The sequence below is a fragment of the Micrococcus sp. KT16 genome (assembly GCF_003315015.1).
In the GTDB taxonomy this organism is placed as follows: domain Bacteria; phylum Actinomycetota; class Actinomycetes; order Actinomycetales; family Micrococcaceae; genus Micrococcus; species Micrococcus luteus.
The window spans coordinates 47,668-64,004 of sequence record NZ_QNRG01000008.1; the positions used below are offsets into that span (position 1 = coordinate 47,668).

15 protein-coding genes are annotated in these 16,337 nt (G+C 73.8%); 6 read left to right on the forward strand and 9 right to left on the reverse strand.

Going from position 1 to position 16,337, the window contains the following annotated elements:
- Positions 1-41: 41 nt before the first annotated feature.
- Positions 42-536, forward strand: coding sequence for a transcriptional regulator NrdR (gene nrdR, locus DE149_RS07930; RefSeq protein WP_002855838.1), 495 nt, complete (start codon positions 42-44; stop codon positions 534-536).
- A 158-nt stretch (positions 537-694) separates the two neighbouring features.
- On the opposite strand, the gene ppgK is transcribed toward nrdR, so the two are convergent.
- Together ppgK and map are read right to left on the reverse strand one after the other, a co-directional pair.
- The gene (gene ppgK / locus DE149_RS07935) at positions 695-1,519 is read right to left on the reverse strand and encodes a polyphosphate--glucose phosphotransferase (RefSeq protein WP_113914296.1); all 825 of its coding nucleotides are present in this window, start codon (positions 1,517-1,519) and stop codon (positions 695-697) included.
- A 21-nt stretch (positions 1,520-1,540) separates the two neighbouring features.
- A complete protein-coding gene (map, locus tag DE149_RS07940; protein WP_113914297.1) occupies positions 1,541-2,485 on the reverse strand; it encodes a type I methionyl aminopeptidase in 945 nt (314 codons plus the stop codon).
- A 36-nt stretch (positions 2,486-2,521) separates the two neighbouring features.
- On the opposite strand from map, the gene DE149_RS07945 reads away from it, so the two are divergent.
- Entirely contained in the window at positions 2,522-2,734 is a 213-nt protein-coding gene (locus DE149_RS07945; RefSeq protein WP_036314191.1) for an SPOR domain-containing protein, read from the forward strand.
- Positions 2,735-2,801: 67 nt separating this feature from the next.
- Here the strand turns inward: DE149_RS07945 and panB are convergent, their stop codons facing one another.
- On the reverse strand, positions 2,802-3,665 hold the full coding sequence (panB, locus tag DE149_RS07950; protein ID WP_036383056.1) for a 3-methyl-2-oxobutanoate hydroxymethyltransferase: 864 nt from the start codon (positions 3,663-3,665) through the stop codon (positions 2,802-2,804).
- Between the two features lie 36 nt (positions 3,666-3,701).
- Between panB and glnA (DE149_RS07955) the strand changes: the two genes are divergently transcribed.
- Positions 3,702-5,042 carry a type I glutamate--ammonia ligase gene (glnA, locus tag DE149_RS07955; RefSeq protein ID WP_095694676.1) on the forward strand — a complete coding sequence of 447 codons (1,341 nt, stop codon included), beginning with the start codon at positions 3,702-3,704 and terminating at the stop codon, positions 5,040-5,042.
- A gap of 10 nt (positions 5,043-5,052) precedes the next feature.
- Positions 5,053-8,175 carry a bifunctional [glutamine synthetase] adenylyltransferase/[glutamine synthetase]-adenylyl-L-tyrosine phosphorylase gene (locus tag DE149_RS07960; RefSeq protein ID WP_113914298.1) on the forward strand — a complete coding sequence of 1,041 codons (3,123 nt, stop codon included), beginning with the start codon at positions 5,053-5,055 and terminating at the stop codon, positions 8,173-8,175.
- 66 nt (positions 8,176-8,241) lie between these two features.
- Here the strand turns inward: DE149_RS07960 and DE149_RS07965 are convergent, their stop codons facing one another.
- Together DE149_RS07965 and glnA (DE149_RS07970) are read right to left on the reverse strand one after the other, a co-directional pair.
- Complete coding sequence (locus DE149_RS07965) at positions 8,242-9,246, reverse strand: LLM class flavin-dependent oxidoreductase (protein ID WP_113914299.1); 1,005 nt, start codon at positions 9,244-9,246, stop codon at positions 8,242-8,244.
- A 153-nt stretch (positions 9,247-9,399) separates the two neighbouring features.
- Entirely contained in the window at positions 9,400-10,824 is a 1,425-nt protein-coding gene (glnA, locus tag DE149_RS07970; RefSeq protein WP_010078521.1) for a type I glutamate--ammonia ligase, read from the reverse strand.
- Between the two features lie 151 nt (positions 10,825-10,975).
- On the opposite strand from glnA (DE149_RS07970), the gene DE149_RS07975 reads away from it, so the two are divergent.
- Positions 10,976-11,476: an RDD family protein gene (locus DE149_RS07975; protein ID WP_113914300.1), complete on the forward strand. Its 501-nt coding sequence runs from the start codon at positions 10,976-10,978 to the stop codon at positions 11,474-11,476.
- 71 nt (positions 11,477-11,547) lie between these two features.
- On the opposite strand, the gene DE149_RS07980 is transcribed toward DE149_RS07975, so the two are convergent.
- From DE149_RS07980 to lipB, 3 genes are read right to left on the reverse strand one after another with little or no spacing between them, the layout of a single operon-like run.
- Positions 11,548-12,360, reverse strand: coding sequence for a DUF4191 domain-containing protein (locus tag DE149_RS07980; RefSeq protein ID WP_036314203.1), 813 nt, complete (start codon positions 12,358-12,360; stop codon positions 11,548-11,550).
- A 26-nt stretch (positions 12,361-12,386) separates the two neighbouring features.
- Positions 12,387-13,394 (reverse strand): lipoyl synthase, encoded by a 1,008-nt coding sequence (gene lipA / locus DE149_RS07985; RefSeq protein ID WP_113914301.1) that lies wholly within the window; start codon positions 13,392-13,394, stop codon positions 12,387-12,389.
- Complete coding sequence (gene lipB / locus DE149_RS07990) at positions 13,391-14,092, reverse strand: lipoyl(octanoyl) transferase LipB (RefSeq protein WP_113914313.1); 702 nt, start codon at positions 14,090-14,092, stop codon at positions 13,391-13,393. Before lipB ends, lipA begins: the two co-directional genes overlap by 4 nt.
- Before the next feature lie 108 nt (positions 14,093-14,200).
- Here lipB and DE149_RS07995 point away from each other — a divergent pair, with 108 nt between their 5' ends.
- Positions 14,201-15,874, forward strand: coding sequence for a serine/threonine-protein kinase (locus DE149_RS07995; protein ID WP_113914302.1), 1,674 nt, complete (start codon positions 14,201-14,203; stop codon positions 15,872-15,874).
- 116 nt (positions 15,875-15,990) lie between these two features.
- On the opposite strand, the gene DE149_RS08000 is transcribed toward DE149_RS07995, so the two are convergent.
- Positions 15,991-16,335 carry a hypothetical protein gene (locus tag DE149_RS08000; protein ID WP_010078527.1) on the reverse strand — a complete coding sequence of 115 codons (345 nt, stop codon included), beginning with the start codon at positions 16,333-16,335 and terminating at the stop codon, positions 15,991-15,993.
- Between the last annotated feature and the right edge of the window lie 2 nt (positions 16,336-16,337).

Consider the following 16,337-nt stretch of genomic DNA (forward strand, 5'->3'; position numbering starts at 1 on the left):
GGACGTAGCATGGGAGTGCCCCGCCCAGGAGGAGAGAGCTGATGCACTGCCCGTTCTGCCGCCATGAGGACTCGCGCGTGGTCGACTCACGCTCCCTCGACGACGGCTCCGCCATCCGTCGGCGTCGGCAGTGTCAGGCCTGCGGCAAGCGGTTCACGACCATGGAGACCACCGCCCTGACCGTCGTCAAGCGCTCCGGGGTGGCGGAGCCGTTCGACCGCTCCAAGGTGATCAACGGCGTCCGGAAGGCGTGCCAGGGGCGGCCGGTGACGAGCGACGACCTGGCCATGCTCGCCCAGGAGGTCGAGGAGACGGTCCGTGCCACGGGCAACGCCGAGGTGGACGCCCACGACGTCGGCCTGGCCATCCTCGATCCGCTGCGCCGTCTCGACCAGGTGGCCTTCCTGCGCTTCGCCTCCGTCTACCGGGACTTCGAGTCCCTCGACGACTTCGAGGAGGCCATCGCGGAGCTCCGGGCCGGTGACGGGGACGACCGCGGCCGTCCCGCCGTGCAGCCGCGGCTGTTCACCCGCTGACCCGGGCCGATGCGACGCCGCCGCCGGGATCGACGGTGCAGTGGTGCACACGGCCTCCAGGCGCTACAGTGATCCCCGGGCCGACCTCAGTCGGCCCGAACCGACTGCCGAGGGCGGTTCCGGAGGGGAAGCCGGAACCGCCCTCGGTGTCTTCGCCCTCAGTTGCCGTCGGCGAGCGAGCCGTGCGCGGCCAGGGCGGCGCCCACGATGCCCGCGTTGTTCTGCAGCTGGGCCGGGACGATCGGGGTGCGCAGGCGCAGCAGCGGCAGGTAGTCGTCCGGCCGCTTGGAGATGCCGCCGCCGACGATGAACAGGTCGGGCGAGAAGATCCGCTCCACGTGGGAGAAGAAGCGCTGCAGTCGCTCGGCGTACTCGGCCCAGCTGAGCTGATCGCGCTCCCGGGCCTTCGCGGAGGCCCGCGACTCGGCCATCACGCCGTCGAGCTCCAGGGAGCCGACCTCGAAGTTCGGGACGAGCACGCCGTCGTGGATCATCGCGCCGCCGATGCCGGTCCCGAGGGTGATCACGTGCACCAGGCCGCGCACGCCCCGCCCGGCTCCGTAGCGGGCCTCCGCGAGGCCGGCCGCGTCGGCGTCGTTGACCACGGTCACGGGGCGGCGCAGGTGCTCCTCGAACCTGCCGCGCAGGTCCGTGCCGATCCACGACTGGTCGATGTTGTTCGCGGACAGGCACACCCCGTCCTTGACGATCGAGGGGAAGCACACACCCAGCGGGGCGGAGGGCTTCGGCGCCTTCTCGCGCCCGTCGAGCTCGGCGGTGATGGCCGCCAGGGTCGCCGCCACGGGCTCGGGCATGGCCGGCTGCGGCGTGGGGATGCGGAAGCGGTCCCCGCGCAGGGTGCCCGCCTTCGGCCCCGACCCGAGGCGGACCAGGCCGCCCTTCATGCCGGTCCCCCCGACGTCGATGCCGATCGTCGTGGGGTATTTGGAGGAGCGCTGGGCGGTGCTGGTGTGCGTCGTCACGGCCCCCAGCTTAGTGCCGGGTCACGGCAGCGTGAGAATCTCCGCGCCGTCGTCCGTGACCACGATCGTGTGCTCGAACTGCGCGGTGCGACGGCGGTCGCGGGTCACCACGGTCCAGCCGTCGTCCCACTGGTCCCACTCGATCGTGCCGAGGGTGAGCATCGGCTCGATAGTGAACACCATGCCGGGCACGAGCAGGCGGTCGTGGGCCGGGGCCGCGTCGTAGTGGGGGATCACGAGGCCGGAGTGGAAGTCCACGCCCACGCCGTGGCCGATGAAGTCGCGCACCACGCCGTAGCCGAAGCGCTTGGCGTAGGACTCGATGGCGCGGCCGATCACGTTGACCTGACGGCCGGGCTTCACGGCGCGGATGCCGCGGCGCAGGGCCTCCTCGGTGCGCTCGACGAGCAGCCGGGACTCCTCGTCCACGTCGCCGACCAGGTAGGTGCGGTTGTGGTCCCCGTGGACGCCGTCCAGGTACGCGGTGATGTCCAGGTTGACGATGTCCCCGTCCTCCAGGACGGTGCCGTCCGGGATGCCGTGGCAGATGACCTCGTTGATCGAGGTGCAGATGGACCGCGGGAAGCCGCGGTAGCCCAGGCAGGACGGGTAGGCGCCGCGCTCCACGAGGAAGGCGTGCGCGATCCGGTCCAGCTCGTCCGTGGTGACGCCCGGGCGGATGTGGGCGGCGGTGTGCTCCATGGCCTGCGCGGCCAGGCGGCCGGCGGCGCGGATCCGCTCGATGCCGGCGGCGTCGTAGACGTCCGAGGCGTTGCCCTCGTCCGGGGTGGCCTTGCCGACGTACTCGGGGCGCGGGATCGCGGCCGGCACGGGCGGGGCGGGGGACGGGGCCCCGGGCGTCAGAGTGCCGACGGGGGCGAGCGACCCGGGCTCCGGCGCGGTGGGGCCCGCAGGGCGGGGACCGTTGTGGCTGGACGGGGCGACGGGGTTCTGACGCTGGGACATGTCCTCCAGCCTATCGGCCCGGCTACTGTGGCCCCCATGACCGAGACGAGCGAGTTCTGGTACAACGTCAACACGCATCAGGTGGAGGTGGGCGCCCAGTCGGACTGGTCCCAGCTGCTGGGCCCGTTCGGCACCCGTGAGGAGGCCCAGGCCGCGATGGACCGCGTGCGGGCGAACAACGAGACCGCCGACGCCTGGGACGAGCGCGACGACGACTGGGACAGCCGTCCCGTCGACGACGCCTCCTGACCGCGGCGCCGGACGACGCCGGGCCCCCGTCCCTCGGACGGGGGCCCGGTCGTCTCACGGGGCGGGTTCAGCCCTCGAAGCCGTGCTCCGGGGCCGGGAACGCGCCGTCGAGCACGTCCGCGCGATAGGCCCGGACCGCGTCGCCCACGACCTCGTGCAGGCGGGCGTACTGACGGACGAACCGGGGCACCCGTCCCTCGCGCAGGCCGAGCATGTCCTGCCACACGAGCACCTGGCCCGTGGTGCCCGGGCCCGCGCCGATGCCCACGGTGGGCACCCGCAGCGCGGCGTCGACGGCGGCGGCGACGTCCGAGGGGACCATCTCCATCAGGACGGCGAACGCCCCCGCGGCCTCGAGGGCCCGGGCCGACGCCGTCATCCGCTCGGCCGCCCCCGCGCCGCGGCCCTGCACCCGGTAGCCGCCGAGCACGTGCTCGGACTGCGGGGTGAAGCCGATGTGGGCCATGACCGCGACGCCGGCTGCCGTCATCGCGGCCACGTGCTCGGCGAAGCGCTCGTCGCCCTCCACCTTGACGGCGTGCGCGCCGGACTCCTTCACGAGGCGCACGGCCGACTCGACGGCCTGCCGCGGGGAGGCCTCGTACGAGCCGAAGGGCAGGTCCGCGACCACGAGGGCACGCTCGGCACCGCGCACCACGGCCTGGGTGAACAGGATCATCTGGTCCAGGGTGACCGGCAGGGTGGTGGGATGGCCCAGCACGGTGTTGCCCACCGAGTCGCCCACGAGCAGCACCTCGACGCCGGCCTCGTCGAACAGGGCCGCCGTCATCGCGTCGTAGGTGGTGAGCATCGCGAAGCGCCGGCCCTCGTCCTTGGCCCGCTGCAGGTGGACCGTCCGGTACCGGGACGGGGCGGGCGGCCCGTAGGGGGCGGTGTCGTCAGGCTGCCGGGGGGACTGGGGAGCGGACATGGGCCGGAGTCTACGCGGCGCGTCTAGAGTGGCGGCATGGATCGACAGCAGGACTACGTGCTCCGCACCATCGAGGACCGGGACGTCAGGTTCGTCAGGCTCTGGTTCACGGACGTGATCGGTACGCTGAAGTCGGTGGCCCTGTCTCCGGCCGAGGTGGAGAACGCCTTCACGGAGGGCCTGGGCTTCGACGGCTCCTCGATCGACGGATACACCCGCATCTCGGAGTCGGACATGCTGCTGCAGCCCGATCCCTCGACCTTCCAGATCCTGCCCTGGCGCGGCGACCAGGGACAGAGCTCCCGGATGTTCTGCGACGTGCTCACCCCGGACGGCCGCCCCGCCCCCGCCGACCCGCGGCACGTGCTGCGCCGCGTGCTGGACCGGGCCGCGGACCAGGGCTTCACGTGCTTTACCCACCCGGAGATCGAGTTCTACCTCCTGCAGTCGGACCAGCCCGGCCCGGACGGGGAGCCGGTGCCCGTGGACCGCGCGGGCTACTTCGACAACGTGCCCGGCTCCGACGCGGCCGACTTCCGCCGCGACGCCGTCAGCCTCCTCGAGGGCATGGGCATCTCCGTCGAGTTCAGCCACCACGAGAACGGCCCCGGCCAGAACGAGATCGACCTGCGCGCGGCGGACGCGCTCACGACGGCGGACAACGTGATGACGTTCCGGACCGTCGTCAAGGAGGTCGCCGCCGCCCAGGGCACCTACGCCACGTTCATGCCCAAGCCGTTCTCCCACCACCCGGGCTCCGGCATGCACACCCACTTCTCCCTCTTCGAGGGCGACGCGAACGCGTTCTACGACCCCGCGGACGAGTTCCGGCTCTCCGTCACGGGCCGCCGGTTCATCGCGGGCCTGCTGCGCCACTCCGTGGAGATCACCGCGGTGACCCACCAGTTCGTCAACTCCTACAAGCGTCTCTGGGGCGGGGGAGAGGCCCCGTCGTACACCTCGTGGGGGCACAACAACCGTTCCGCCCTCGTGCGCGTTCCCCTGTACAAGCCGGACAAGGCCGGCTCGGCCCGCATCGAGTACCGCGGCATCGACGCCTCGGCCAACCCGTACCTCGCCTACGCCCTGCTGATCGCGGCCGGACTCAAGGGCATCGAGGAGGGCTACGAGGTGCCCGAGGCCGCCGCCGAGGACATCAGCGCGTTGACCACCCACGAGCGGCGCGTGCTCGGCCATGTCCCCCTGCCCGGCACCCTGCACGACGCCCTGCGCGCCGCCGAGGAGTCCGAGTTCGTGGCGTCCGTGCTGGGCGAGCACGTCTTCGACGCCCTGCTGCGCAACAAGCGGCAGGAATGGGACGACTACCGGGTGGAGGTCACGCCGTACGAGCTGCGGCGCTACCTCTCCGGCCTCTGAGGCGCCGGCCGTGTCCGCCCTGCCCGACGCGGCGACCGCCGACGCCCCGGACCGCCGCACCCTCGCGCACGCCGGCGTCGCCGACGCCGGCCGCGTGCAGACGCTGCTCACCTCGCCCGAGTTCGAGGGCGTGGACGTGCGTCCCCTCGTCGAGCTCCTCGGCCACGCCGCCGATCCCGACCGGGCCCTGCTGCTGTGGGTGCGCCTGGCCGAGCGCGAGCCCCGCGTCCACCACGCCCTCCGGGACCCCGAGACGACGGCCCGCCTGCTGCGGCTGCTCGGCGCCTCCGAGGCCCTCGGCGAGTTCCTCATCCGCCGTCCCGAGCACCTGGACCTCGTCCTCGACCCGGACGCGGCCGCCGCCACCGCGCCCGCCCTCGCCCAGCCCGACCCGACCGCCGGCGAGCCCTGGGGTGATGCGTCCGCCGCCCTGCGCCGCCTGCTCCTGGACTCGGTGGGCGCCGACCCGGATGCCGACCGCCCCCTCGCGGCCGTCACCGGCAAGGACGCCGCCGTCGCCTTGCGCCGCGCCTACCGCCGCCAGCTGGCCGCGATCGCCCTGCGCGACCTCGACTCCGCCGAGCCCACGGCGGCCATGCCCTCGGTGGGCCGCTGGCTCGCGGATCTGGCCGGCGCCACCGTGGACGCGGCGCTCGCCGTCTCACGGGCCGTCCTCACCGAGCGGGAGGGCCCCGTGGTGGACCGCGTGGACCTCGCCGTGATCGGCATGGGCAAGTGCGGCGCCGGCGAACTCAACTACGTCTCAGACGTGGACGTCGTGTTCGCCCACGCCGTCCGCGAGGCCGCGGACGGCGCGGACCCCGACGCCCAGGTCCCGGACGGGCCGCGCGCCGCCGCGCTCGCGGCCGAGCTGGCCGCGGGCATCGGCCGCGTGATCCAGGGTGCGGCCCCCGAGCCGGGACTGTGGGAAGTCGACGCCAACCTGCGTCCCGAGGGCAAGGACGGCGCCCTGAGCCGCACCGTGGAGTCCCACGCCGAGTACTACCGCCGCTGGGCCCACGGCTGGGAGTTCCAGGCCCTGCTCAAGGCCCGCCCCATCGCGGGCTCGCCACAGCTCGGCGAGCGCTACATCGCGGAGATCTGGCCCCGGGTGTGGGAGTCCTCCGCGCGCGACGGGTTCGTCGAGTCCGTCCGGGCCATGCGCGCCCGGGTCCTGGACACCCTCGCCCCCGCGGAGCGCGAGCGGGAGATCAAGCTCGGGCCCGGCGGTCTGCGCGACGTCGAGTTCACGGCCCAGCTGCTCCAGCTCGTGCACGGCCGTGCGGACGAGTCGCTGCGGGTGCGCGGCACGCTCGACGCGGTGCGGGCGCTGCACGCCGCCTCCTACGTCACCACGCGAGACGCGCGGGCGTTCGACGAGCACTACCGGTGGCTGCGCACCCTCGAGCACCGCATCCAGCTCGTGCACCTGCGGCGCACCCACCTGATGCCGGTCAAGGAGGAGGCCCGCCGCGTCGTCGCCCGGTCGATGCGCGGCGCCGCCGACCGGGGCCCCGCCACCGGCGAGGACCTCCAGGCCGAGTTCACGCGCGTGCGCCGCGCCGTGCGCGGTCTCCACGAGACCGTGTTCTACCGGCCGCTGCTGTCGACGACGGCCGCCCTGTCCGCCGAGGACGTGCGGCTGTCCGCGGAGGCCGTCCGCGACCGCCTGGCGGCGCTGGGCTACCGCGACCCGCAGGGCGCCCTGCGGCACATCGAGGCCCTCACGCAGGGCGTCTCGCGCCGGGCCGCGGTCCAGCGGCAGCTGCTGCCGGCCATGCTCGGGTGGTTCGCGCGGGGCGCCGACCCCGACGGCGGCCTGCTCGCCTTCCGCCGGCTCTCCGAGTCGCTCGGCGGCACGGCCTGGTATCTGCGGATGCTCCGCGACTCCTCGGACGCCGCCCGGCGGCTGTGCCTGGTCCTGTCCGGCTCCCGGTTCGTGGGGGACCTGCTCGAGCACTCGCCCGAGGCCGTGGCCTGGGTGGGGGACGACCGGGAGCTCGACCCCCGGGGCGCCATCCAGCTCTGGCGCCAGGTCGACGCGCGGCTCGACCGCCGCGTGGCCGCGCAGGAGGCCCCGGCCGCCGTCCGCCACGTGCGGCAGGTGCGCCGCAGCGAGACCCTGCGCGTGGCCCTGGCGGACATCTCGGGGCTGCTGGACCTCGAGGCCGTCACCGGGGCCCTGTCGGACATCGACCAGATCACCGTCGTCGGCGCCCTGCGCGTGGCCTCGCGCGCCGTCGTCGGGGACGCCGACCCGCTCACCGACGTGCTCGTGGTGGCCATGGGCCGCCAGGGCGGCCGGGAGATCACCTACGGCTCGGACCTCGACGCCCTGTTCGTGCACCGGCCACGCCCCGGCGTCGACGAGGGGCGGGCGCGCGAGCAGGCCGAGGAGGTCGTCCGCACGCTCATGGCCCTCCTGCAGAAGCCCGTCGCGCCGCCGCTGCCCGGGGAGCGGCGGCTCGAGGTGGACGCCGACCTGCGCCCCGAGGGACGCCAGGGGCCCCTGGTGCGCACCCTGGACTCGTACCGGGAGTACTACGGTCGCTGGGCCGAGGTGTGGGAGCGGCAGGCGCTGCTGCGCGCCCGCCCCCTGGCCGGCGACGACGACCTGGCCACCGACTTCCGCCGCTGGGCCGACGGCGTCCGCTACGCGCAGGACCTCTCGGCCGCCGATGCCCGGGAGATCCGCCGGATCAAGGCCCGCGTGGAGGCCGAGCGGCTGCCCCGCGGGGCGGATCCGGCGCGCCATGTCAAGCTCGGGCGCGGGGGGCTCTCGGACGTCGAGTGGCTCGTGCAGTCAATGCAGCTCAAGCACGCCGGTCAGATCGAGGACCTGCGCGTGACCGGCACGCTGCCGGCGCTGCGGGCGATCGCCCGGCACGACCTGCTGCCCGAGTCCGAGGTCGCCGTCCTCGAGGAGGCCTGGCTGTTGGCCACCCGGATCCGCGCCGCCCTGCTGCTGTGGACGGGCAAGGTCTCGGACGTGCTGCCCACGAACATGCGCGACCTCGAGGCCGTGGCCCGCCTCAGCGGGGTGGGCACGGCCGGCGGGGAGCTCGAGGAGCGCTACCTGCGGGTGACCCGCCTGGCCCGTCAGGTGTTCGAGACCCGGTTCTACGGGCTCTGAACGACGCCGGCCCGCCACCTCGACGGGGTGGCGGGCCGGCCGTGCTCCGGTGTCGCGAGCGCCGGCTCAGGCGCGCACGACGTGCTCCCCGAGCAGCTCCAGGGTGCGTCGCCGCACGTCGGGGTCCGGCGCGGCCGTGGTCACGATCAGCTCGTCCGCCTGGACCCGCGCCGCGAAGTCGTGCAGCCACGCCGCCGTCGTCGGGCCGATGCCCACGGCCGTGCACTCGAGCATCCCGAGCACCTGCTGACCGGCGGGGGAGTGCAGCAGCATCTCGACCTCGTCGTCGGTGAGGGTGCGGCCCCGGCCGAGCATCATCCGGATGCGCGCCCGCTGCGCGGCCTGCCACTCCCGCTCGGCCACCTCCTCGGTGTCCGCGGCGATCACGTTGGCCGCCGCGATGAAGTGCGGCTCCGCGAGGGCCTCGGAGGGCTCGAAGTGCTCCCGGTACAGGCGCGCCGCATGCTCGAGCATCTGCGGTGCGAAGTGGCTCGCGAACGCGTAGCCCAGGCCGAGCTGCGCGGCCAGCTGGGCGCCGAACGCCGAGGAGCCGAGGATGTACAGCGGCACGTTGGTGCCCTTGCCGGGGTAGGCGTCGATGCCGGGGATCAGGCTCTGGCCGGTGAGGTAGCCCTGCAGCTCGAGCACGTCCTGCGGGAAGCGCTCGGCCGCCGACGGATCCCGGCGCAGCGCCTGCAGCGTCCGCTGGTCGGTGCCGGGGGCGCGACCCAGGCCCAGGTCGATGCGGCCGGGGTGCAGCTCGGCCAGGGTGCCGAACTGCTCGGCGATCACCAGCGGCGAGTGGTTGGGCAGCATGACGCCGCCGGAGCCGAGGCGGATCGAGTCGGTGTGGGCGGCCACGTGCGCGATGAGTACGGCCGTGGCCGAGGAGGCGATGGAGGGCATGTTGTGGTGCTCCGCGTACCAGACGCGCCGGAAGCCGGCGGCCTCGGCGACGCGGGCCTGCTCCACGGATTCGGCGAAGGCTTCGCCCATCGGGGCGCCGTCGCGGACGAGGGCGAGGTCCAGCAGGGACAGCGGCAGGGGGGTGGGGGCGGTGTGCTCGGTCATGGTGCTCCTGGTCTGCGGGCCGCCCGGCCGGGCGGAGGTCTCCACAGATCCAGCGCCCACCGGCCCCGGACTATTCCGCGGCCGGGCACGACGACGGCCGCCCGCCTCCGGCGTGGGAGACGAACGGCCGTCGTCGGGGCCGCGGCGGGCGGATCAGACCGAGTAGTACAGCTCGAACTCGTAGGGGTTCGGGCGCAGGGCCAGCGGGGCGATCTCCATCTCGCGCTTGTACGCGATCCAGGTCTCGATCAGCTCCTCGGTGAACACGTCGCCGGCCAGGAGGAACTCGTGGTCCTCCTCGAGGGCGTTCAGGGCCTCGTCCAGGGTGGCGGGTGCCTTCTGGATGTCGGCGGCCTCCTCGGCCGGCAGCTCGTAGAGGTCCTTGTCGATCGGCTCGGCCGGCTCGATGCGGTTGCGGATGCCGTCCAGGCCGGCCATCAGCTGCGCGGCGAACGCGAGGTACGGGTTGCCCGAGGCGTCCGGGGCGCGGAACTCGATGCGCTTGGCCTTCGGGTTGGAGCCGGTGATCGGGATGCGGATGCCCGCCGAGCGGTTGCCCTGCGAGTAAACCATGTTCACGGGGGCCTCGAAGCCCGGCACCAGGCGGCGGTAGGAGTTCACCGTGGGGTTGGTGAAGGCCAGGACCGCGGAGGCGTGCTTCAGCAGGCCGCCGATGTACCAGCGGGCGGTGTCCGAGAGGTTCGCGTAGCCCTTCTCGTCGAAGAACAGCGGCTCGCCGCCGTTCCACAGGGACTGGTGGCAGTGCATGCCGGAGCCGTTGTCGCCGAAGACGGGCTTGGGCATGAAGGTCGCGGACTTGCCGAACATGTTGGCGACGTTCTTGACGACGTACTTGAACTTCTGCAGGTCGTCCGCCGAGTGGGTCAGCGTGTTGAAGCGGTAGTTGATCTCCGCCTGGCCCGCGGCGGCCACCTCGTGGTGGGAGCGCTCTACCTCGAGGCCGACCTCGGCCAGGACCGAGCAGATCTCGTCGCGCAGGTCGGCCTGCTTGTCCGTGGGGGAGACGGGGAAGTAGCCGCCCTTGAGGCCGGTCTTGTGGCTCAGGTTGCCGCCCTCGTCCTCGCGGGAGGCGTTCCACCAGGCCTCGTCCGAGTCCACGGCGTAGAACGAGCCGCGGGGGGAGGACTCGTAGCGGACGTCCTCGAAGATGAAGAACTCGGCCTCGGGGGCGAAGAACGCCGTGTCGGCGATGCCGGAGGAGCTCAGGTAGGCCTCCGCGCGCTGGGCCACGCCGCGCGGGTCGCGCAGGTAGGGCTCGCCGGTGCGGGGGTTCACGATGGAGAAGTTCATCGTGAGGGTCTTGCGGACCCGGAAGGGGTCCACGAAGGCCGTCGCGACGTCCGGGATGAGCTGCATGTCGGACTCGGCGATGCCGGCGAAGCCCCGGATGGAGGAGCCGTCGAACAGCTGGCCCGTGGTGAAGAAGTCCTCGTCGACCGTGGACGCGGGCACGTTGAAGTGGTGCTGCATGCCGGGGAGGTCGGTGAAGCGGATGTCGACGAACTCGATCCCCTCATCCTTGATGTACGCGAGGACGTCCGCGGGGGAGGTGAACATGGTGCGCTCCTGTGGTCGTGACGATGGTGGCATGTCCGGCACGGCGGCGCTGGCGTGGCGGGTGTCATCACCCTACTTGCCCGGCGGCCTCCGTGGGCGTCGGTGACGCCCCACGGCGAGCCTCGCGGTCCCGCACCGGTAGGCTGGGCCGGTGGCACGCAGAGCACCCGACCCCGCGCGAGAGCCCGAACCGACCCGCCGCGACGAGCCGCTGATCACCCGGCGCGACCTCGCCGGCTGGGTGGACGGTCCGGGCGGCGGCCTGGCCGGCGGCCGCTGGCCGGGGGACCTGCTGGGCCTGCCCGAGCACGGCCCGACCTCGATGGCCACTGCGGCCCGCCGCGCCGTCGCCCTCGTGATCGACTGGTTCCTGGCCCTGGGCATCTCGTGGCTGGCCTTCGACGGCGACGCGATCGCCACCCTCCTCGTGTTCGCGGCGATGCATGTCCTCGGGCTCACCCTGCTGGCCACCACGGTGGGCAAGGCCGTGTGCCGCATCCAGGTCGTCCGCGTCGGCGGCCGCCCGGCCGGCCTGCCCCGGATCCTGCTGCGCACGGCGCTGCTGTGCCTCGTGCTGCCGGCCGTCGTCGTCGGGCCGGACGGGCGCGGCATGCACGACAAGCTCGCAGACACCGTCGAGATCCGCATGTGACCGTCCCGCCCGCACACGACAGGGGCGCCCCGCCGTGCGTCGGCGGGGCGCCCCTGTCGTCTGCGGGCGGTTCAGCGGCCGCGCATCGCGCGGCGGCTCGGGCGCACCTTGTTCGGGTCGACGCCCTTGGGGATGGGCAGCCGGTTGGTGTTGAGCGCGGTCAGACGCTTGTCCACGGCCTGGACCTCCTGCGCCGTGAGGGCCTTCTTCATGCCCTTGAGCGTGCCGGGCAGCTCGTGCAGCGGGACCTGGCCCTGGCCGTTGCCGGACTCCACCACGGTGACGGGCACGCCGGGCAGGAAGCGGCGCATGGCCTTCTCCTCCTTGACCACCAGCGCGGCGACGCGGGGGGAGGGGCCCTCCGTCACCAGCACGACGCCCGGCCGGCCCACGGCGCGGTAGACGAGGTCCTGGGTCTTCGGGTTCACGGCGGCCGGCTGCTCGGACACGATCCAGCCGCGGCCCAGCGTGGAGAGCGCGGCGCCGGCGGCGCCGGGGCGGCCCTCGAGCTGGGCGAACCCGGCGCGGCGCGCCTTCCGGTTCAGGATGACGACGGCGGCGAGCACACCGAACGGGATCGCGATGAGCAGCCACGTGATCCAGTTGTCCAGCAGGAGGCCGATGACGAGGCCGACGACCAGGGCGCCCAGGAAGGCCAGCAGCATCCACAGTCCGACCTTGGGGTCGTGCGCCTTGGTCATGGCGTAGGCCTGCTTGAGCTGGGAGATCACGCCCGGGCCCTTCGTGGCGCGCTTGTCCCGGCGCTGGGCCTTCGCCTGCTCCTTCTCGCGGAGGCGACGCTCGCGCTGCATGGCCTTGACCTCCTTGAGCGTGGCGGAGGTGGAGCCGGAGGAGGACGCGGGGGGCTGGCTGTTCTTCGTCATGACGGGGTCCAGTCTAGTCGGGCGGCTCAGGACATCTGGGCGACGACGGCGGAGGCCTCCTGGCGGGCGGTCTTCTCCCCGGCCAGGTGCGCCAGGTTCTCCGGCAGGGTCCGGCCGAGGCGCTGCATGGCCTGCGCATAGAGCTTGCCCGCGCGGTACGACGAGCGCACCAGCGGGCCCGCCATGACGCCCTGGAAGCCGATCTCCTCGGCGCGCTGGGACCACTGGACGAACTCCTGCGGCTTCACCCAGCGGTCGATGGGGTGATGCAGCTTCGAGGGCCGCACGTACTGCGTGATGGTGATGATGTCGCAGCCGGCCTCGTGCAGGTCCACCAGGGCCTGGTCCATCTCGTGGTCCTCCTCGCCCATGCCGAGGATGAGGTTGGACTTGGTCACGAGCCCGTCGGCCTTGGCCATCGTGAGCACCCGGAGGGACTTCTCGTACGTGAAGGCCGGGCGGATGCGCTTGAAGATGCGCGGCACCGTCTCCAGGTTGTGCGCGAACACCTCGGGCCGCGCGTCGAACACCTGCTGGACGAGCTCCGGCACCGCGCCGAAGTCCGGCGGCAGGATCTCGACGCCGGTCCCCGGGTTGAGCGCGTGGATGCGGCGGATGGTCTCCGCATAGAGCCACGCCGCGCCGTCCTTCTGGTCGTCACGGGCCACGCCCGTGACGGTGGCGTACCGCAGGTCCATCTCGCGGATGTTCTCGGCGACCTTCTGCGGCTCCTCCATGTCCAGGGGACGCGGCTTGCCGGAGGTGATGTCGCAGAAGTCACACCGGCGGGTGCAGATGTCCCCGCCGATGAGGAACGTGGCCTCGCGGTCCTCCCAGCACTCGAAGATGTTGGGGCAGCCGGCCTCCTCGCACACGGTGTGCAGGCCGGCGGACTTGACCTTGTTCTTCAGGCCGATGTACTCGGGGCCCATGTGGACCTTGGCCTTGATCCACTCGGGCTTGCGCTCGACGGGCACCTCGGCGTTGCGCGCCTCCACGCGCAGCAGGCGGCGTCCTTCGGGGGCGAGGCTCATGCGGGGATTCCTTCCGTGGGGGTGACGGCGATGTACGCGGGCCCGAGCTCGTCCAGATGACGGATGAGCACCGGAACGACGTCGGCCGGGGTGATGGTCCGACCCGTCTCAACCGACAGGGTGGTGGTGGCGGCGTCCGTGATGCCGCACGCGATGATGCCCTCGTAGGGGGCCAGGGAGTTGGAGCAGTTCAGCGCGAAGCCGTGCATCGAGACGCCGTCGTGGATGGACAGGCCGATGGCACCGACCTTGCGGTCCGGGCGGGCCGTGCCGTCGTCGTCCCGGTCCGCGAGGACCCAGATGCCTGCCCGCCCGTCCACGCGGACGGCCGTGACGCCGAACTCGGCGGCGGTGCGGATCAGCAGCTCCTCGAGGAACCAGACGTAGTCCTTGACGTGGGCACGGTCGCGCAGCCGGACCACGGGGTAGCCGACCAGCTGGCCCGGCCCGTGCCATGTGATCTTGCCGCCGCGGTCCACGTCCACGACGGGGGCGCCGTCCGTGGGGCGCTCGGCGTCCTCGGTGCGGCGACCGGCCGTGTAGACGGCTTCGTGCTCCAGGAGGAGGAATTCGCCGTCGGAGCGGCCGGCGACGACGTCCGCGTGCAGGGCGCGCTGGGCGTCCCAGGCGGCGTGGTAGTCCACCAGGTCGGGCGCCAGGCCGAGCACGCGCAGGGGCGGCAGGGGTGTCTCGGGCATGACGTCCACTGTAGTCCTCGGGCCCGGACCTGTGGACAACCGCCGTGACGCTCGGGGACATGCGGCACCCTGGGCTGGAACGGACGGCGCGGCGGAGAGGGGAGACCGATGCGGGACTGGGACGAGGCGGACGGCGGCGCGGCCGGACGCGTCGGCGGCGGGCCGGAGACCGAACCGGAGAGGTCGTCGGAGCCGGGCACGGCTGCGCCGCGCGCCCCGGGCTGGGAACCCGTCCGGCTGCTCGGCGCGGGCGCCCAGGCGGAGGTCTGGCTCGTCGAGGACGGTCGGGGCGTCCGGGCCGCCCTGAAGGTGCCCCGTGCCGGCGCGGCGCCGGATGCGCTGGCGGCGGAGGCGCAGGCCGGACGGGTCGCGCATCCCCATCTGCTGCGCGTGCTCGGCGTGGTGGAGACGGACCGGGGCCTCGGGGTCCTCACCGAGCACCGCGCGGCCGGCACGCTGCAGGACATGGTGCAGCGGGTCGGACCCCTGAGCCCGGGGCAGGCCGTCACCGTGCTCGTCCCGATCGCCCAGGCTCTCGCGTGCCTGCACCGCGAGGGGGTGGTGCACGGCGACGTGTCCCCGGCGAACGTCCTGTTCGGCGTCGACGGCAGCCCGGCCCTCGCCGACCTCGGCGTCGCCCGGGTGGTCGGCGGGGCGTCGGGGGCCGGGGCGACGCCGGGCTTCGCGGCCCCCGAGGCGCTCGCCGCGGTGGAGGGGGCCGGGGCGGAACCGGGGGCGTCTCCGGCGGTGGGGGCGCCGAGTGACGTCCATGCGTGGGCCGCCCTGGGCTGGTACGCGCTCACCGGTCGGGCGCCGGGCGCCGCCGGGCATCGGGCGCCGCTGCCCGTCCTGGTCCCCGAAGCGTCCCCCGAGCTCGCGCTGCTGCTCGATGCGGCGCTCTCCCCGGACCCGGCGGCGCGGCCGAGCGCGGAGGAGGCCGCCGCAGCCGTATACGCGACGGCCCGGCCCGAGCCGGTCCCGCTGGGAGAGGCCGCCCCCGCCGAGGTGGCGCACCTGCTGCCCACGGTGCTGCCGGGCTCCGGGCCCACGCGGCGACGCCGGGGACGACGCGCGGCTCCGAGACGGCGCGCGCTCGCGCGCCGACGGGGGGCGGCGCCACGCCGGGGCGTCCTCGTGGCCGCCGGGCTGGCCACCGCGCTGGCCGTCGGCGGCGGCACCGTGGGGCTGTGGTGGCCGGCGTCCCTGGGCGACGCGACGGAGGGGGCGCCGGAGCCGGCGGGCGCGGTGCCGGCCGGCACCTCGGTGGACGCGGCGCGCCCGGCGGACGGGACGCCGGAGAGCGGGACGCCGGCGAGGGTGCCGGACGCGGGTGCCCCCGGGGAGGACGCCGCCGGGGAGGACGCCGTCGACGTGGGCGAGGCGCTGGCCGCGGTCGGCCACGCCCGGACTGCCGCGCTCATCGACCCGGAGCCTGCGCGACTGGACGCCTACGCCGTGCCCGGGGGACCAGCGTGGGAGAACGACCGGGATCTGCTGCGCCGGCTGACGGACGAGGGGTTCGCCTTCTCCGGCCTCGAGGTGACGGTGGAGCAGGCCGGACCCGCCCGGCGGGCCGGGGACGACGCGCTGCGTGTCGACGCCGTGCTCCGGACGTCGGCCCACACCGTGCTGGACCGCGCGGGACGCGTGGCGGCGCATCGGGAGGCGACGGCCGAGGAGGTCGTGCTGGTCCTGCGCAGCGGCCACGGAGAGGGCCCCGAGGGGCGGGACGGCGGCGCGGCGGGTCGGACGTGGCGGGTCGAGACCGTCGATCCGCGCTGACCCCGGGCCCGGATCCAGCGCCGGAGGCCGGCGGTCCAGACGGGGGGACGCCGCGGGCCCCGGGGAGAAGCTCCCCGGGGCCCGCGGCGTGGTGCGGCGTCAGCCGCCTGGGCTGATCACTGCCAGAGGACGGCGACCAGGATGTTCACCAGGCCCAGACCGCCCACCGCGTGGGCCAGGCCCGTGGGCACGACCTCCCCGCGGTTGGACTTGCGGCGGCCGATCAGGGCGGCCACGAAGACGATGACGCCGATCAGGAACTTGACGCCCAGCTTCATGTGGTTCGGCTCCCCGCTCATGGCGAGGCCGAAAAGCACCACGCCGGAGACGATCATGCCCACGGAGCCCCACCACTGCGAGGTGGTGACGGTCGGGTTGCGGAAGTGCGCGAACCAACCGCCCACGATCGCTGCGGCGGACACGATGTGCACGGCCACCAGGATGCTGTGCAGGATATCCACAG